Genomic DNA, 14,391 nt, shown 5'->3' with positions numbered 1-14,391 from the left:
CCGATGCCCCCCTGGGTTTCGCGGGCCGATTGTCGGCAACGCACGATGGAAGATCCGTACGTCTCGGCGGCCAGCCTTCTCGGGCTGCTTGACGAGATCGGGTTCGTGGAAAAGCTGTTCTGGCAGCTTCCGCCGGGATTCCTGTTGGCCGGCGGTCCGACAAAGCGCGCACTGGAAGCGCGTTTCGGCTATCCGGGGTTACATGTGCCCGTGGACGCAGAGCGCCTGGCGGCGGCCGGCGCGCCGGTTGACTACGTGACGGGCAAGCCGGTCTATGTCCTGGGCGATTTCAGCGATCCGTCGACGATACAGAAGGCAAAGGATGTCTGCGCAGACCGTGGGGTTCGCGTAGTCGATGTGATGCGCGATTTGTATCCAGCATGGTGTGCCGGGGGAGGTTCGCGGGCAACTGGCAAGCCGGCCCGCATCGGTGCGATCATCTGTCCGGCACGGTCAGGTTCGACGTACCTGTCAAACATCCTGTCCAGTTCCGGCCAACTGGGCAATATCAGGGAACATATGCGTCATCACGTGGCGGCCCTGTCACGGACAGGCAATATCGACTTGCTTGATTGGCTGGCAGGCGTGTCTGCAAAGGGTCAGAAGAACGGGGTCTTCGTGACGAAGATCGTCCACGGCTTCCTCGCCGGGGCCACCGGCACCTATTCGCATGACGCCTGGCAGAACCTCTTGCACAGTTCGAAGGACTGGACGCTGGTCAGCATCACGCGCGAGGATTGCGTCGCTCGGGCCGTCTCCACCTACATCGCGGAAAGCGCGGCCCGCTGGCATGTCCACGATGCCGAAGCCTACGCGCGTCTCGAAGCAAAGGCCAATTCTCTCGAATACGACTTTGCGCGGTTGAAGGACCTCTACGAAATGCTCAAGCGGCAGGACGATCTGGCCGACCGGTTCCTCGCGGAACGCGGCGGTCCCGATCTGTCCTTCACGTTCGAGGACATCGTGTCGGACGGCGTGGGATGCGCGACACGGATACTGCAACATCTCGACCTGGATACCGAGGCGGCGCGAAACCGGATGGAGGGGGCAAGCAACCTGCCGCGGTCATCTTCCACCCGGAAGAACGAGGAATTCATCTCGAAGCTCAGGTCTGACCTTGGCGACCGGATCGACCGGTAAACGCCCGAGTCGTGCGGGCGGCCCGTTCATGGAGGTCCCCTGTCACTTTCGGCCTCAGAAAATCCTCTGCTCGATCTCCCTCGGGTCCGTCACCTCGACATGCGAAAAGGCCACCGCCCCCTCGGGCAGGCGCCCGAGCACCCGCTCCAGGTCGGCCCGGTTGGTATAGCGCCGCAGGGTCCATGCCACGGCTTCGATCGCATTCTCGGGCGTCAGGTTGTGATCCTTCCGCACCGCCATGACCTCGCGCACCAGCGCGGCGCGGTCGGGAAAGGGCGGGGGCGGCTCCTCCAACTTCCAGCTGCTGATGAACACCGCCCGCGGTACAGAGGGAAGAACCGAAGCGAAATCAATGCCATGCTGCGCAGTCAGGCGGCGCCGGAACACCTGAAGCACGCCGTCCATCGCGGCATAGGCCGAGTTGTCCGATTCCTTCGAGGCGTGGCGATAGGTCCATGGCATCGGCATCGGGTCCTCCTGCCTTGCACGTCGCTTTGGCCCCCGCTTCTAGACCGTATCGGCTACCCCGTCTCCGTCGTGAATCGAAAAACCCCCGGTGTTTCCACCGGGGGCCTTGTCATGTTCCAACCGCTTGACTTTAGCCCGCGTGGCGGGCCTGGGCGCGGAATTCGGTCTGGTCGGTGATCGAGAACCGCCCGCCCTTGACCTTCTGCAGCTTGCCCTGCCGGAGAAGGTGCCCGAAGGAGCGCAGCCCGTCCTCGCGCGAGAAGGAGTCGAGCTCGACCTCCTTCAGTTTGCCCATCAGCATCGGGCGAGAGAATTGCTGGCGGCCTTCGATATCCGCCATGTAGGCTGCGGCGGCCTCCAGAAGCTCGGGCAGGGTGCTCGCGCCGATCTGCTCGGCGAACTCGCTGAACCCGCCCTCTTCCACCGGCGCGCTTTCCGCCTGGCCCGAAAGCTGGGCCGATACACGGCGCGGGCGAACAGGGTCGCGCGGCGTATCGACCCGCTGTTCGGCCACCAGCTTCAGCGGGGCCTGCCGGGTCTCGGCACCGGGGCGGCGCGAGCGCGGTGTTTCGTCTGACCCGCTGGCCCGGTGGCGGCGCGGGCGCACCACGCTGGCCAGGTCCGAGCGATAGGGATCTTCGTCAGGTTCCTGCGCAAGCGTGCTGCCGGCGTTCTTCTCGGCCTTGGTGGCGGCCACGGCGGCGCGCAGATGCTGGATGGCATTCCGGCGCTTGTTGGAGTCCGGCGCCTCGAAATGCGTGTCGGCGGTGTCGAACAGGCGCGAGGCATCCGATTCGGTATCCGACCCCTGAAGCCGTCTGGCCCTGCGGGCGCCGGGCATGTCGTCGGGCTCGTCCATCGCGTCGTCGTGGGCTTCTGCCGCGGGCGCGGGTGCGGGTTCCTCGAACATCTGCTCGGGCTCGGGCTCGGCATCATGCGCGTCCGCGTCCTCGAAAGCCGCTTCGTCGATCCCGGCCTCGTCGGCCACCATTTCATGGGCGGCAGGGGCCTCGTCGAAGCCGGCGCCCTGTTCCATCTCGGCCTCGACCTCGGCCAGCTCGCGCTGCAATTCGGCCTCGTCCTCGGGGCTCAGCATCGCTTCGGCGTCATCAGCCTCGGTCGCCATGTCCGGCGCGGCGGCGGCGGGCGCCTCGTCCTCGTCGAAATCTTCCTCGATCTGGCCCGAGGCGATTGCCGCCTCGAATTCGCTGCGCTTCATTTTCAGCACGCGGGCCCGGAGCGGGCGGCCGGCGTCGGTCGTGACCTGTTCTTCGCCGGTCAGAACGAAGGGCGCCTCGTCATCGGCCTCCGCTTCCGGCTCGGTCTCAAGCTGGGGTGCGGTGTCATTGGCGGGCGCCTCCTCCGCCGGCATCGCGTCGGCCAGAAGCTGCGACAGCGTATCCTCCGACAGCCCGTCATCGAGATCCGCCTCGTCGGCCTCGGCCGTTTCCAGCGTGCCCGCCGGATCCTCGGCGGTTTCGTCGGCCGCTTCGGCCAGGCGCGCGCTCAGATCGGCAAAGGCATCGTCCTCGTCGGTTTCGTCGGATGCCTCTTCGGGCTGCTCCACGGCGGCGTCATCCTCGGCCAGCGTGGCATCCAGCTCCTCGGCGGTACGTTGCAGGAAGTCCTGGGCGTGCTCGTCCTCGGAATAGTCGTCGGTGGCATAACCGTCACTGGAATGCGCCACGACCGAGCGGATCCGGCGCAGCCGTGCGGCAACGCTGTCGGCCTCCTCGGCGGCGGGGGCCGGGGGGATGATCACCTCTTCGGCGTCATCCTCGGCATAATCCTCGTCATAGCCGGCGAAAGGCTCGTCCTGGTCGTCCTCGGCGACGTCGGCGAAGGCGTTCAGCTCTTCGTCGTCGTGATCCTCGGCATCGTCATCTTCCGCCACGAGGTCGGCCATCGCCTCCTGCAGGTACGCGTCGTCCTCTTCGGCAACGGGCGCCTCGGCGATCACCACCTCGTCCTCGGCAATCACCGGGTCTTCCGCGGCGGGGGCCATGGCGACCAGCGGCTGCTGTTCCTGCGGGGGTGTTTCGATGGCGGTTTCTGCGGCGGGCTCTAGGGCCACCGGCTCGTCCGCCTCGGCTTCAACGGCTTCGGTATGGGCGTGGATGGCGGTTTTCAGCGCCTCGCTCTCATCCTCGACCCGGGCCAGCGCGGCCGCGGCGGCGATCTGCTTGGGCTCGGGCTTGGGTTCCGGCGCCGGCTCGGGCGCGACCTCTTCCGCCTCTGCTGCGGCCTCGGCGGCGCGCAGCACGATCCGGCCTTCGTTCTCGTGCGCCTCGACCCGGCGGGCGATCTCGCGCTCGGCGATCCGGGCCAGCATCTCGGCATCCGGTGTCGGCGGTTCCGCCCCGAAGTACCGGTCATCGGCGGCGAGGTCACGGAAGTACTCCGCAATCGCCTTCATGGTGTCAAACGAGTCGTCGAAGCCTTCAAGCGTGCATGAGAAGGTGCCGTATGAAACCGTCAGGATTTTACTTGTACTTACCATAATCTCGCTCACATTGATCTGCCCGCAAGCCTCGTGTTTACCATGATCCACTAGACCAAAGCGGTTCGATTCTTGGAGTATTACCGTATCATTTAGTGGTTAGAATGTGTTCTATTTCTTAATCGGGGTACAATCCGCGGAGTCTTGCTTTGATTGTCCATGCCAGTGAACCAGTGACGCTGATCGGCGGCGCGGCGGTGACGAAAACGCGCATCGAACGGGCGTTGTCGCTGGGCCCGCAGGTGGTCGCCGCCGACAGCGGGGCCGATGCGGCGCTGGCCCACGGGGTCGAACCGGCCGCCGTGATCGGCGATTTCGATTCGGTCTCCGAGGCGGCACAGCGTGCCTTGCCCGCCGAGGCCCTGCACCACATCGCCGAGCAGGACAGCACCGATTTCGAGAAATGCCTGCGCAACATCCGCGCGCCTCTGGTCATCGGGATCGGCTTTTCCGGCGACCGGCTCGACCATGCGCTGGCGGCCTACAACACGCTGGTGCGCTTCCCGGCCCGCCGCTGCATCCTTCTGGGCGCCGAGGAGCTTGTCTTTCTCGCCCCGCCTTCCATCTCTCTCGACCTGCCGCCGGAGACGCGGGTGTCGCTCTTTCCCATGGGCGCGGTCGAGGGGGTGTCGGACGGGCTGGAATGGCCGATCAACGGGCTGAATTTCGCCCCCGACGGGCGGGTCGGCACCTCCAATCTCTCCACCGGCACGGTGCACATGTCCTTCACCGCGCCCAAGATGCTGGTCATCCTGCCCGAGCAGAGCTTCGAGACGGTCGTGCGATCGCTCATGGGCACCACCGCCCTCTGGCCGGGCGGTTAGGGCTGCGGCACCGGGCGGCGTTCCAGCTTGCGCTCGCGCACGAATACGAAAAGCCCCGATGCCACGATCAGCCCGATCCCGGCGAAGGCCAGCGCGTCGGGCAAATCGCCGAACACGTAGAAGCCGAGGATCGTGGCGCTGACGATTTCCAGGTACTGGATCGGCGCCAGCAGCGAGGCCGGCGCAAAGGCCAGCGCGAAGCTGATGCAGACATGCGCCAGCGTCGCGAATATCCCCAGCGCGAGCAGCAGCCACAACTCGCGCGCCTCCGGCCAGACCGGGTCGAGCGCGGCCACGCCCGAGCCGTCGAAGGCCCACAGAAGCGGCACCGCCAGCGCCAGCGCGGCGAAGCCGGTATAGACCTGCAGGGTGATCGGGTGCATCCGCGTCGCCATCCGCCGGGTCAGGATCATGTAGAAGGCAAAGCACAGCGCCGTCACCAGCGGCAGCAGCGCTACCAGCCCGACCTCCTCGAAGCTGGGCTGGATGATCAGCAGCGCCCCGGCGAACCCGATGGCACAGGCGACATAGCGGCGCGGCCCGATCGGCTCGCCGAGCAGCAGCCCGCCCAGCAGCGTCAGGATGAAGGGCTCGACGAAGAAGATCGAGATCGCCTCGGCCACCGGCATGAACCGGAGCGCGGTGAAGAAGAACGCCGTCGCAACCAGCAACAGCGCCGCCCGCACCAGGTGCAGCGCCACCTCGCCCCGCCGGGGCCAGTGCAGCCAGCCGAAAACCAGCGCCAGCGGCACCAGCAGCACCGATTGCGCCACGAAGCGCGTCGCCGCGATCTGGCCCACGGCCACGGCATCGCCGATCAGCTTGGCACAGGTGTCCATCGCCGGGGCGATGATGGCGAAGCCGACCATCAGAAGAATACCGAGGCCCGTCCGGCCCGTGTTCGCGCTCATGTCCTGCTGCCTGTCCTGCGTGCGTTCCTGTCCGGCACTGCACAGAAAAGCGGCAGAGGGTGCAAGCGCATTCTGGCCTGAACACTGGTGACAAGGCCAAGCTACAGACAGAACCTGTCGCCCGCCGCTCGGCCCCTCAGCAGTTCGGCACGTTCACCGCAAGCCCGCCGAGCGAAGTTTCCTTGTACTTCTCGCTCATGTCCGCCCCGGTCTGGCGCATCGTCTCGATGCAGGCATCAAGCGGCACAAGATGCGTGCCGTCGCCGCGCAGCGCCAGGCTGGCCGCGCTCACCGCCTTGATGGCACCCAGCCCGTTGCGCTCGATACAGGGCACCTGCACCAGCCCCTTCACCGGGTCGCAGGTCATGCCGAGGTGATGCTCCAGCGCGATCTCGGCCGCGTTCTCGATCTGTTGCGGCGTGCCGCCCAGCACCGCCGCCAGCCCGGCCGCGCCCATCGCCGCCGCGCTACCCACTTCCGCCTGGCAGCCGGCTTCGGCACCGGAGATCGAGGCGTTGTACTTCACCAGACCGCCGATTGCCGCCGCGGTCAGCAGGAAATCCTCGACCTGCGCCTCGGACGCGCCCGGCACATGCTCCAGCCAGTACTTGATAACCGCCGGCACCACCCCCGCCGCCCCGTTAGTGGGGGCGGTCACCACCTGCCCGCCGGCGGCGTTCTCCTCGTTGACGGCCATGGCATAGGCGCTCATCCAGTCGTTGATCTTGTGCGGCGCGTTCAGGTTGGTGCCCCGCTCGGCCATCAACGCATCGGCAATCCCCTTGGCCCGGCGCTTGACGTACAACCCGCCCGGCAGCTCGCCTTCGGTGGTCAGCCCGCGCTCGATACAGTCGTTCATCACCTGCCAGATACGGCTGACGCCCGATCGCAGGTTCTCCGACCCGCCGCGCGAAATCTCGTTGGCTTTCTTCATCTGGGCGATGGTCTTGCCGCTGGTCTCGGACATCTCCAGCATCTCGGCGGCGCTCTTGAACGGGTAGGGCACCGGGTCACCCTCTTCCGTGTTCCGCCCCGCCGCCAGCTCGGCCTCGGTCATCACGAAACCGCCGCCGATGGAATAATAGGTCTCCTGCAGGATCACGTCGCCCTGCTTGTCGGTGGCCATCAGGATCATGCCGTTGGCATGGCCGGGCAAGTTCGGCCCGAAATCGAAGGTCAGGTCGTCCTTGGGATGAAACTGCAACGTGCCGAGGCCCTCGGGTGACACCGTGTGCGTCTCGCGGATCTCCTCGAGCACCTTCTCGGCCTGCTCGTGGTCATAGGTCTCCGGCAGGAACCCCGCCAGCCCGAGGATCGTCGCCCGGTCGGTGGCGTGGCCCACGCCGGTAAACGCCAGCGACCCATGAAGCGAGCCCTTCACGCCGTGAAACCCGAACGGCGCCGCGCGCATCTTGTCGAGGAACTTGCCCGCCGCCACCATCGGCCCCATCGTATGCGAGGAAGACGGGCCGATACCGACCTTGAACATGTCGAAGACGGAAAGAAACATCAGGTGGCGCTACCTTCTGGTGGTGTCGGAAATCGCGGGGCGGTGAAGGGCGTTTCGCCCAGGCCTTCCGCATCTATGGCAGCCCTGACGGCCTTGCAACGTTCCAGACGCGTCGCCATGGCCTGCATATGCGGCCAATCCGCCAGGCGGAACCAGCCATTGTCCTCCGCCGCGGGATAGAGCTGGATCCAGCGGACCAGGCAGGCGAGGTAGAAATCCAGCACCGAGCGCTCGGCCCCGCACAGCCAGCCCGGCCCTTCCGCCGCCTGAGTCTCGATCAGGCTCAGGTGCCGGGCAACCTCCCCTTTCAGATGCTCCCGCAATGCGGCCTGCGCCGCCGGGTTATCGCCCACGTATTGCGCCGGGTAGAACCGCATCCGCAGCGCCACGTGCAGCGTGTTCGACGTGAAGAACAGCCATTTCAGGAACGCACCCCGCTCCGGGCTGTCGGCCGCCGGGGCCAGCGCCCCGTGCCGGTCGGCCAGCCACAGAAGGATCGCACCGGTCTCGAAGATCGGCCCCTCCGGCGTCTCCAGCGCCGGGATCAGCCCGGCGGGGTTCACCTTCAGGTAGGCGGGCGCCTTGTGGCCGCGTGTCTTGCGGTCGATCAGCGCGGTTTCGTAGGGCACGCCCATCTCTTCCAGCACCAGCCGGATGATGAGCGAGGCGTTGTCGGGGGCGTAATGCAGGCGATAGCGTTGGGTCATGCGCCGCGCATAGGGCCCCGCGCCCGGCCTGTCATGCCCGAAAACGACCTCCCGCCGCGCGGATCGGTGAATTTCACCGGCCCTTAACCATCTCGGCCTACCCTCCCCTCCACGCATCCCGAAAGGAGGGGCGCCATGTCTGCCGCCTGGTTCGTTCTGTTTCTCGCCACGCTCTGGCTCGCCATGTTCGGCGCCGATCCGGGGCGCACGGTCACCCATCCGCTGCAGGTCGGGGTGGTTCCACCCGCCTAGGGCCCGTTTCCCCCGCTTTTTTGCGGCAATTGCCCCTCGCACCGTGCGCGCAACTCTCTTATAACCGGCCAGAGAGTTCGGGGAGTTGCCTGCCATGTCCGGAGAGTTGTCGCCCATCGACAAGGCGAAATTCGTCGCCGCCAAGCGATCCGTCGACTATGTCGAGGACGGCATGCGCGTGGGCCTCGGCACCGGCAGCACCGCGGCGTGGATGGTGCGCTGCCTGGGCGAGCTGGTGCGCGATGACGGGCTCAAGATCCGCGGCGTGCCCACCTCCACCCGGACGGCCGAGCTGGCCCGTGACGTGGGCATCGACGTGATCAGCCTGGACGAGGCCAAGTGGCTCGACCTCACCATCGACGGCGCCGACGAGTTCGACGGCAACCTCAACCTCATCAAGGGCGGCGGCGGCGCACTGTTGCAGGAGAAGATCGTCGCCACCGCCTCCGATCAGATGATCGTGATCGCGGATATCGGGAAAGAGGTCGAAAGGCTCGGCGCTTTCCCCCTGCCGGTCGAGGTCATCCCCTTCGGCTGGCAGACCACCCGCGCCCTGATCGAGGAGCTTCTGATCAGTATGGACGTGCTCGGCCGCGATGCCTCGCTCCGGATGAACGGCCGCCATCCCTACATCACCGACGAGGGAAATTACATCATCGACCTCCATCTCGGCCGCATCGGGAACCCGCATCAGCTTGCCATGGTGCTCAACCAGATGCCGGGCGTCGTTGAAAACGGGCTTTTCATGGATATCTGCGACATCGTGATCCTCGGCCACGGCAACGGCAAGGTCGAGACGCGCGATATCAACGAAGGCACGGTGGAAGAAGACCGTCTGGATTTCGTGGAATCCGACAATCTCTTCTCCGACCTGCAGGATTAGGAAAAAAGAGATATGAGCTTCGACTACGATCTTTTCGTGATCGGCGGCGGGTCGGGCGGCGTGCGCGCGGCCCGGGTGGCGGCGCAGGGCGGCGCAAAGGTGGCGCTGGCCGAGGAAGACCGCTATGGCGGCACATGCGTGATCCGGGGCTGCGTGCCCAAGAAGCTGATGGTCTTCGCCAGCGAGTATCCCGGCCATATCGAAGACGCGCAGGCCTATGGCTGGAAGGTCGAGGCGGGGGCTTTCGACTGGCAGGCCTTCAGGAGCCACCTGCATTCCGAGCTTGACCGGCTGGAAGGTGTCTATCGCAACCTGCTGAAGAATTCCGGCGTCGACACATACGACGCCCGCGCCACGCTCGAAGATGCCCACACCGTCAAGCTGTCGACCGGCAAATCGTTCACCGCCAAGCACATCCTGTTGGCCACCGGCGGCCGCCCGGTCCGGCCCGACCTGCCCGGCCCAGACGAGGGGCTCGTGTCGAACGACATCTTCCACCTCGAAACGCTGCCGAAATCCATCCTGATCATCGGCGGCGGCTATATCGCCTGCGAGTTCGCCGGCATCCTCAACGGCCTCGGCGTCGAGGTGACGCAATTCTACCGCGGCGCCCAGATCCTGCGCGGCTTCGACGAGGAGGCGCGCGGCCTGATCGCCGACGAGATGATCGCCGGCGGCATCCACCTGCATCTCGGCACCGATATCAAGCGGGTCGAGAAAACCGGCGACGGCTACCGCGTGACCGGCACCAACGGCACCGAGCACACGTTCGACAAGATCTTTTTTGCCACAGGCCGCCGGCCCAACACCGATGGCATGGGGTTGGAAGAGGCGGGCGTGAAGCTCGGCCGCAAGGGCGAGGTGCTGGTCGACGACTACAGCCAGACCAGCGTGCCGTCGGTCTATGCCATCGGCGACGTGACCGACCGGGTAAACCTGACCCCGGTGGCGATCCGCGAGGGGATGGCCTTTGTCGAGACGGTGTTTAAGGGCAATCCCACCCCCGTCGATCACGATCTGATCCCCACGGCGATCTTCACCCAGCCCGAGTTCGGCACCGTGGGCCTGTCCGAGGAAGCGGCGCAGGAACAGGAACCGATCGAGGTCTACGCCACCTCCTTCAAGCCGATGCAGCAGGCCTTCGCCGGCCGCTCCGACCGGGTGCTGATGAAACTGATCGTCAGCCAGGCCACCCGCAAGGTGCTGGGCTGTCATATCGTCGCGCCTGGCGCGGGCGAGATGATCCAGATGGCCGGAATCGCGGTGAAGATGGGCGCCACGAAAGAGGATTTCGACCGTACCGTGGCCGTGCACCCGACCATGTCGGAAGAGATCGTGACAATGCGGGAGCCGGCGCGCACCGGTTGATTTTTGCCTGTGAAACCACAGGTTATGAAGTAGCGTTTGGACGGACGCCAAAACAGAGGAAGAGGTTAAATGGCTGGACATTCTGGCGGCCCCTGGGGCGGCGGCGGAAACTCGGGAGGGAACGGCGGAGACGATGACGACCGCCGCGGCAACCGGGGCGGGCGACGCCCGCCGGAAGGGGGCTCGCAGATCCCCGAGATCGACGAACTTGTCAGGAAAGGCCAGGACCAGCTTCGCGTCCTCATGGGCGGTCGCGGCGGCTCGGGCAAGGGCAACGGCGCCGGTCCCGGCGGCAGCGGCCCGGGCTTCGGGCGCGGCGTCTTCGTCATCGGCGGCCTGATCGCCGTCGCGCTCTGGGCCATGGCCAGCTTCTATACCGTCAAGCCCGAAGAGCAGTCGGTCGAACTGTTCCTCGGTGAATATTACTCCACCGGCGATCCCGGCCTGAACTTCGCGCCTTGGCCGCTCGTGACGGCAGAGGTGATCAACGTCACCTCCGAGCGCACCGAGAATATCGGCAGCGGTCGCGGCTCGTCTTCGGGCGGCGACGGGCTGATGCTGACTACCGACGCGAACATCGTCGATATCGACTTCCAAGTGGTCTGGAACATCAACGACCCGGCCAAGCTTCTCTTCAACATCCGCGATCCGCAACTGACGGTTCAGGCGGTGTCCGAGGCCGTCATGCGCGAGATCATCGCCGCGACCAACCTCGCCCCGATCCTCAACCGCGACCGTGGGATCATCGCCGACACCGCGCGCGAGAATATCCAGTCGACGCTCGACGAGTATCAAAGCGGCATCAACATCGTCCGGGTCAACCTCGACACCGCCGACCCGCCGCGCGAGGTGATCGATGCCTTCCGCGAGGTGCAGGCCGCCGAACAGGAACGCGACCGCCTGCAACGCCAGGCCGATGCCTACGCCAACCGCGTTCTGGCCGAGGCCCGCGGTGAAGCCGCGCAGGTGCTCGAACAGGCCGAAGGCTACCGCGCCCGCGTCGTTAACGAAGCCATCGGTGAGGCCAGCCGCTTCATTGCCGTGGCCCAGGAATTCAACCAGGCGCCCGAGGTGACCCAGCGCCGCCTCTACCTCGAAACGGTAGAGCGCACGCTTGGCAAGATGGACAAGATCCTGCTCGACGAATCCACCGGCGCCAACGGCGAGGGCGTGTTGCCCTACCTGCCCCTTGACCAATTGCGCCGCTCGCGGCCTGCCGGCAACGAAGGATCGAACTGATGCGCAAATCCGCTCTCTTTCTGCCCATCCTTGCCGTTGCGATCATCGGCATCCTGTCCTCGCTCTACATCGTGGACGAACGTGAGAAGGCCCTTGTCCTGCAATTCGGCCAGATCAAGAAGGTCGTCGATCAGCCGGGCCTCGGCGTGAAGATCCCCCTGATCCAGGAGGTCGTGCGCTACGACCGGCGGATCCTGTCGCTCGACACCGACGCGATCGAGGTCACGCCCTCGGATGATCGCCGGCTCGTGGTCGATGCCTTCACCCGCTACCGGATCGCCGACGTGGTCCAGTTCCGGCAGGCTGTCGGCATCGGCGGCACGCGCGTCGCCGAAGACCGGCTCGCTTCGGTCCTGAACGCCCAGATCCGCGAGGTGCTGGGTGCCGACCAGGTGACATCCGACACGATCCTGTCGCCGCAGCGGCGCGACCTTGCCGTCCGCATCCTCGAACAGGCCCGTGCCAGCGCGGCGGGTCTCGGCCTCGAGATCGTCGACGTCCGGCTGAAGCAGACCAACCTGCCGCAGCAGAACCTCGACGCCACCTTCGCCCGGATGCGGGCCGAGCGGGAACGCGAGGCGGCGGACGAGATCGCCCGCGGTAACGAGGCGGCACAGCGCGTCCGCGCCGCCGCCGACCGGACCGTGGTGGAAACGGTCTCGAATGCGGAACGCGAGGCCGAGATCGCCCGAGGCGAGGCCGATGCCGAACGCAACCGGATATATGCCGAGGCCTTCGGCAACAACCCGGATTTCTTCGCCTTCTACCGCTCGCTTTCTGCCCTCGAACGGTCGATGAACGAGGAGAATTCGACCATCGTCTTCTCGCCCAACAGCGAATTCCTCGGCCAGATGTTCGAGGCCGTGCGCGCCGACGGTCTGGGCGAAGTCGCCATCGAGGAGATCGACATGGAACGCCTTCGCGAAATGGCTCCGGAAACGGAGATTTCGCCGGACCTTCCGGAAAGCGAACGGCGCCGCCTCGAAGAGGATGCCGCCCAGCAGGAAGCCGAAGAGGAGGCCGAAGCCGCCGAGGAAGCTGCTCAGGAAGCAGCCGAAGACGTCGACAACGGCGATGCCGGGGCGGCGGCGACCGAAGGCGGAACCGCCGAGGACGGGGCCGCCGAAGACGGGGCCGCTGACGAAGGCGCCTCCGATGACGGCACCGCCGCGGACGACGGCGACACTGACACCGGCGACGCCGCTGCCGACGAGCAGATCGAGGCGGAAGACCCCGCCGAGGAGGTCACCAATTGATTGCCACGTTCTTTCTGGCCCTCGGGCTGGTACTCGTGGTCGAGGGGCTGGTCTATGCACTGGCCCCTTCGCTTGTCGAACAACTGCTCGCCGCCCTGCGGGCCCTCCCCGAGCAGACCCGCCGCCTGATCGGACTCGTCTCGATCGCCATCGGCCTGGTGCTGGTCTGGTGCGCAAAGATGCTCGGCGCCTGACTTGCGCGCTTGCCTCGGGGCTCGCGACAGGTTCACATGGTCGTGACACTGGCTTGCCAAGTTTTGCGTCTCGGGCAACCGTTCATAAATAGAAGCTCAGGACAACAATTGCCCTACCGATGCGGACAATCGGATAAACCGGAGGAGAGTTTCCATTGACAGCACAAACCATCGCACAGCAACAGGACGGGCGCGGCGCGCTGCGGGCCTTCTGGCTGACGGCCCTCGCCATGGGCCTCGTCATTGCCCAGGCCATCGCGGCACAGGCACGCCCTGACAGCTTTGCCGATCTCGCAGATACGGTCAGCCCGGCCGTCGTGAACATCACCACCTCGACGGTGGTGGCCCAGGGCACCGGGCCTTCGCCCATCGTCCCCGAAGGCTCGCCCTTCGAGGATTTCTTTCGTGAATTTCAGGATCGCAACGGCGACAGCCCCCGCCGCACCTCGGCGCTGGGCTCCGGCTTTGTGATCTCCGAAGACGGCTATGTCGTCACCAACAACCACGTCATCGAAAGCGCCGACGAGGTGATCGTCGAGTTCTTCTCGGGCGAGGAACTGACGGCCGAGGTCGTCGGCACCGACCCCAAGACCGACATCGCGCTGCTGAAGGTCGAGGCCGACAAGCCGCTGCCCTACGTCAGCTTCGGCGACAGCGACGCCGCCCGCGTCGGCGACTGGGTCGTCGCCATGGGCAACCCGCTGGGTCAGGGGTTCTCGGTGTCCGCGGGGATCGTTTCGGCCAACAATCGTGCCTTGCGCGGGTCGTATGACGATTACATCCAGACAGACGCGGCGATCAACCGGGGCAACTCGGGCGGGCCGCTGTTCAACCTCGATGGCCAGGTCATCGGCGTGAACACCGCGATACTGTAGCCCAATGGCGGCTCGATCGGCATCGGCTTCTCGATGGCGTCGAACGTGGTCACCCGCGTGGTCGACCAGCTGCGCGAATACGGCGAAACCCGCCGTGGCTGGCTTGGCGTGCGCATCCAGGACGTGACCGACGACGTGGCCGAGGCCATTGGCCTCGAGAAGGTCTCGGGCGCCCTTGTCACTGACGTGCCCGAAGGCCCGGCCGCCGAGGCCGGCATGGAAGCGGGCGACGTGATCATGTCGTTCGACGGCAAGGAAGTCACC

At 66.0% G+C, this 14,391-nt stretch carries 12 protein-coding genes and 1 pseudogene; 8 read left to right on the top strand and 5 right to left on the bottom strand.

Features of this window, described 5'->3' with window-relative positions; translation table 11 throughout:
* Positions 1-3: 3 nt before the first annotated feature.
* On the top strand, positions 4-1,140 hold the full coding sequence (locus RLN94_RS18640) for a Stf0 family sulfotransferase (protein ID WP_350127773.1): 1,137 nt from the start codon (positions 4-6) through the stop codon (positions 1,138-1,140).
* A gap of 54 nt (positions 1,141-1,194) precedes the next feature.
* On the opposite strand, the gene RLN94_RS18635 is transcribed toward RLN94_RS18640, so the two are convergent.
* On the bottom strand, positions 1,195-1,608 hold the full coding sequence (locus RLN94_RS18635; protein ID WP_350127770.1) for a DUF2267 domain-containing protein: 414 nt from the start codon (positions 1,606-1,608) through the stop codon (positions 1,195-1,197).
* Between the two features lie 130 nt (positions 1,609-1,738).
* Positions 1,739-4,108 carry a coiled-coil domain-containing protein gene (locus tag RLN94_RS18630; RefSeq protein ID WP_350169426.1) on the bottom strand — a complete coding sequence of 790 codons (2,370 nt, stop codon included), beginning with the start codon at positions 4,106-4,108 and terminating at the stop codon, positions 1,739-1,741.
* Between the two features lie 149 nt (positions 4,109-4,257).
* On the opposite strand from RLN94_RS18630, the gene RLN94_RS18625 reads away from it, so the two are divergent.
* Complete coding sequence (locus tag RLN94_RS18625) at positions 4,258-4,932, top strand: thiamine diphosphokinase (RefSeq protein WP_350127764.1); 675 nt, start codon at positions 4,258-4,260, stop codon at positions 4,930-4,932.
* Here RLN94_RS18625 and RLN94_RS18620 read toward each other — a convergent pair.
* From RLN94_RS18620 to RLN94_RS18610, 3 genes are all read right to left on the bottom strand, one after another.
* Positions 4,929-5,843, bottom strand: coding sequence for a DMT family transporter (locus tag RLN94_RS18620; protein ID WP_350127761.1), 915 nt, complete (start codon positions 5,841-5,843; stop codon positions 4,929-4,931). The two genes, RLN94_RS18625 and RLN94_RS18620, sit on opposite strands and share 4 nt — an antisense overlap.
* Positions 5,844-5,979: 136 nt before the next feature.
* A complete protein-coding gene (locus tag RLN94_RS18615) occupies positions 5,980-7,353 on the bottom strand; it encodes an L-serine ammonia-lyase (protein ID WP_350127758.1) in 1,374 nt (457 codons plus the stop codon).
* Positions 7,353-8,060 carry a glutathione S-transferase family protein gene (locus RLN94_RS18610; RefSeq protein ID WP_350127755.1) on the bottom strand — a complete coding sequence of 236 codons (708 nt, stop codon included), beginning with the start codon at positions 8,058-8,060 and terminating at the stop codon, positions 7,353-7,355. The genes RLN94_RS18615 and RLN94_RS18610 overlap by 1 nt, the downstream gene beginning before the upstream one ends.
* 346 nt (positions 8,061-8,406) lie before the next feature.
* On the opposite strand from RLN94_RS18610, the gene rpiA reads away from it, so the two are divergent.
* The 6 genes and pseudogenes from rpiA to RLN94_RS18580 all read left to right on the top strand — a co-directional run.
* Positions 8,407-9,195 (top strand): ribose-5-phosphate isomerase RpiA, encoded by a 789-nt coding sequence (gene rpiA, locus RLN94_RS18605; protein ID WP_350127752.1) that lies wholly within the window; start codon positions 8,407-8,409, stop codon positions 9,193-9,195.
* A gap of 12 nt (positions 9,196-9,207) precedes the next feature.
* Complete coding sequence (gene gor, locus RLN94_RS18600) at positions 9,208-10,563, top strand: glutathione-disulfide reductase (RefSeq protein WP_350127750.1); 1,356 nt, start codon at positions 9,208-9,210, stop codon at positions 10,561-10,563.
* Positions 10,564-10,632: 69 nt separating this feature from the next.
* Positions 10,633-11,802 (top strand): FtsH protease activity modulator HflK, encoded by a 1,170-nt coding sequence (gene hflK / locus RLN94_RS18595; RefSeq protein ID WP_350127747.1) that lies wholly within the window; start codon positions 10,633-10,635, stop codon positions 11,800-11,802.
* Positions 11,802-13,058 carry a protease modulator HflC gene (gene hflC, locus RLN94_RS18590; protein WP_350127744.1) on the top strand — a complete coding sequence of 419 codons (1,257 nt, stop codon included), beginning with the start codon at positions 11,802-11,804 and terminating at the stop codon, positions 13,056-13,058. Before hflK ends, hflC begins: the two co-directional genes overlap by 1 nt.
* Complete coding sequence (locus RLN94_RS18585; protein ID WP_350127741.1) at positions 13,055-13,252, top strand: DUF2065 domain-containing protein; 198 nt, start codon at positions 13,055-13,057, stop codon at positions 13,250-13,252. The genes hflC and RLN94_RS18585 overlap by 4 nt, the downstream gene beginning before the upstream one ends.
* Before the next feature lie 230 nt (positions 13,253-13,482).
* Positions 13,483-14,391: pseudogene (locus tag RLN94_RS18580) on the top strand (trypsin-like peptidase domain-containing protein); the annotation flags it as partial.

The organism is Roseovarius sp. (genome assembly GCF_040223625.1).
GTDB lineage: Bacteria > Pseudomonadota > Alphaproteobacteria > Rhodobacterales > Rhodobacteraceae > Roseovarius.
This window is presented reverse-complemented; position numbering and strand designations above follow the sequence as displayed.

What these genes read in the sequence shown, in the direction of transcription:
- RLN94_RS18640 (WP_350127773.1), top strand. Translation starts at nt 4, where the DNA reads ATGCCCCCCTGGGTTTCGCGGGCCGATTGTCGGCAACGCACGATGGAA.
- RLN94_RS18635 (WP_350127770.1), bottom strand. Translation starts at nt 1,608, where the DNA reads ATGCCGATGCCATGGACCTATCGCCACGCCTCGAAGGAATCGGACAAC.
- RLN94_RS18630 (WP_350169426.1), bottom strand. Translation starts at nt 4,108, where the DNA reads ATGGTAAGTACAAGTAAAATCCTGACGGTTTCATACGGCACCTTCTCA.
- RLN94_RS18620 (WP_350127761.1), bottom strand. Translation starts at nt 5,843, where the DNA reads ATGAGCGCGAACACGGGCCGGACGGGCCTCGGTATTCTTCTGATGGTC.
- RLN94_RS18615 (WP_350127758.1), bottom strand. Translation starts at nt 7,353, where the DNA reads ATGTTTCTTTCCGTCTTCGACATGTTCAAGGTCGGTATCGGCCCGTCT.
- RLN94_RS18610 (WP_350127755.1), bottom strand. Translation starts at nt 8,060, where the DNA reads ATGACCCAACGCTATCGCCTGCATTACGCCCCCGACAACGCCTCGCTC.
- rpiA (WP_350127752.1), top strand. Translation starts at nt 8,407, where the DNA reads ATGTCCGGAGAGTTGTCGCCCATCGACAAGGCGAAATTCGTCGCCGCC.
- gor (WP_350127750.1), top strand. Translation starts at nt 9,208, where the DNA reads ATGAGCTTCGACTACGATCTTTTCGTGATCGGCGGCGGGTCGGGCGGC.
- hflK (WP_350127747.1), top strand. Translation starts at nt 10,633, where the DNA reads ATGGCTGGACATTCTGGCGGCCCCTGGGGCGGCGGCGGAAACTCGGGA.
- hflC (WP_350127744.1), top strand. Translation starts at nt 11,802, where the DNA reads ATGCGCAAATCCGCTCTCTTTCTGCCCATCCTTGCCGTTGCGATCATC.